The sequence below is a fragment of the Hyphomicrobiales bacterium genome (assembly GCA_039973685.1).
Classification (GTDB): domain Bacteria; phylum Pseudomonadota; class Alphaproteobacteria; order Rhizobiales; family JACESI01; genus JACESI01.
Map to the genome: position 1 here is coordinate 1 of JBDWKL010000045.1, position 2,728 is coordinate 2,728.

Below are 2,728 nucleotides of genomic sequence, written 5' to 3' on the forward strand. Positions count from 1 at the left end.
AGATATTTAACAATGATCTCTGCTGCTTCTTCTGGTGTTTGGTCGACCGTGTTGATCGTTATTTCCGGATTATCTGGCGCTTCATAAGGACTATCTATGCCTGTGAAGTTTTTAATTTCACCAGCACGAGCCTTTTTGTAAAGCCCTTTCACATCGCGGTCTTCGGCAACACTCAAAGGCGTGTCGACGAATATTTCCAAGAATTTGCCATCACCAATGCGCTCACGCGCCATGTTCCGTTCAGAACGGAAAGGTGAGATGAAAGACACAAGCGTAATCAAGCCTGCTTCTACCATCAGCTGAGATACTTCGCTTACACGGCGAATGTTTTCCACGCGGTCAGCTTCTGTAAAGCCAAGATCGCGGTTGAGGCTGTGGCGCACATTGTCACCGTCCAAAACCATCGTGTGGCGGCCCATGGCAAACAGGCGCTTTTCTAGAGCGTTTGCAATGGTTGATTTGCCTGATCCAGAAAGACCTGTGAACCATAAAACAGCAGAGCGCTGGCCTTTTTGTTCTGCACGTGCTTGCTCATTCACATCCATGGCTTGCCAATGAATGTTCGATGCGCGACGCAGCGCATATTCTACAAAGCCGAGAGCCACGGTACGGTTGGTCATGCGGTCAATCAGGATGAAGGCACCCGTTGTGCGGTTGTCTTCATAAGCGTCAAAAGCAATGTTTTGATCAAGTGCCAGATTGCAAGTACCAATGGCATTCAATGTGAGTGTTGGTGCGGCCAACTTTTCAAGCGAGTTGATGTCCACAACGTGCTTGGGTGCTGCCACTGTTGCTTGCACGGTCTTTGCGCCAATCTTCATCAGATAGGTTCGACCAGGCAGCATCTCATCTTCATCCATCCACAAAAGCGTGGAGCGGAATTGGTCGGCGGCCTCAGCTGGATCGTCCTTGCCGCAAATCACATCACCGCGTGAGATGTCGATTTCATCTTCAAGCGTGATGGTAACAGATTGATCGGCAACGGCTTGATCAAGCTTGTCCTCACCGTCAATTTTGACAGGGAAGACGATGCTTTCAACCTTGCTGGTTTTGCCAGAAGGAAGCGCACGAATTTCATCACCAACCGAAAGTGTACCGCTGGCAATTTGACCACTAAAACCACGAAAATCGAGGTTAGGGCGGTTCACCCATTGTACGGGCATGCGGAACGGTTTGGTGTTTTTATTCTCGCTAATGTGCACTGTTTCCAGATGCTCCATCAACGTGCCGCCTTCATACCAAGAAAGAGCATCCGTCTTTTCTGTAATGTTGTCACCAACAAGAGCGGACATTGGAATTGGTGTGATGCGGTCGTCGCTTATGCCAATTTCTGTAGCAAAAGCTTTGTACTCAGCAACAATCTCGTCGTAGCGTTCCTCGGAATAATCCACGAGGTCCATCTTGTTGATGGCAAGAACAAGGTTTTGCACGCCAAGTAGATTGACGATGTAGGAGTGACGACGGGTCTGAGTGAGAACGCCCTTACGCGCATCAATCATCAAAATGGCAAGGTCTGCTGTTGAAGCGCCTGTTGCCATGTTGCGGGTGTATTGCTCGTGGCCCGGTGTATCAGCCACGATATATTTGCGGCCTTCGGTTGAGAAAAAGCGATAGGCCACATCAATCGTGATGCCTTGTTCGCGTTCTGCGGCCAATCCATCGACAAGCAAAGCAAAGTCGAGGCCTTCACCCTGTGTGCCAACTTTTTGGCTGTCTGATTCAAGGGCAGCAAGCTGGTCTTCAAACACCATCTTGCTTTCATAAAGCAAACGGCCAATGAGGGTAGATTTGCCATCGTCCACTGAACCACACGTGATAAAGCGGAGCAGGGATTTTGTTTCATGCGCCTTGAGATAGGCGTTGATGTCTTCGGCAATGAGCTCAGATTTATGGGACATTAGAAATACCCCTCCTGCTTCTTCTTCTCCATCGAGGCTGTGCTGTCATGGTCAATCATGCGCCCTTGGCGTTCTGATTGAGTGGTAAGCAGCATTTCCTGAATGATGTCTGGCAATGTGGCAGCACTGCTTTCAACGGCACCCGTCAGTGGGTAGCAGCCGAGTGTTCTAAAGCGTACCATTTTTTCAACCGGCGTTTCGCCATCAAGCGGCATGCGGTCATCATCAACCATGATCAACGTACCATCACGCTCAACCACGGGACGTGGTGCTGCGAAATAAAGTGGTACAATTGGGATATTTTCCAAATGGATATATTGCCAAATATCAAGCTCGGTCCAATTGGAAAGCGGGAACACGCGAATGCTCTCGCCCGGTTGGATGCGCGTGTTATAAATTGACCACGGCTCTGGGCGTTGGTTCTTTGGGTCCCAACGGTGCTGTTTGGAGCGGAATGAGAAGATCCGTTCTTTGGCGCGAGATTTTTCTTCATCACGGCGCGCGCCACCGAAGGCTGCGTCAAATCCGTATTTATCAAGCGCTTGTTTGAGGCCTTGGGTTTTCATCACATCAGTATGCATGGCGGAACCGTGGGAGAACGGACCGATGCCTTGCTTCACGCCTTCTTCGTTGATGTGGACGATCAGCTCCATATCGAGCTTCTTCGCCATCTCATCACGAAACGCGATCATCTCGCCGAACTTCCATGTGGTATCCACATGCATCAGCGGGAAAGGGGGCTTTGATGGATAAAAGGCCTTTTGAGCCAAATGCAGCATAACGGCTGAATCTTTGCCAACCGAATATAACATAACGGGTTTTTCAGCTTC

At 49.7% G+C, this 2,728-nt stretch carries 2 protein-coding genes; both read right to left on the reverse strand.

Annotated features, from left to right (window positions below):
• Positions 1–1,898: sulfate adenylyltransferase subunit CysN (gene cysN, locus ABJO30_12805; protein ID MEP3233698.1), on the reverse strand; the 1,898-nt coding region annotated here is incomplete at its 3' end.
• Positions 1,898–2,728, reverse strand: an 831-nt coding sequence (gene cysD, locus ABJO30_12810) for a sulfate adenylyltransferase subunit CysD (protein MEP3233699.1), incomplete at its 5' end; no start/stop codon positions are given. The genes cysN and cysD, both read right to left, overlap by 1 nt.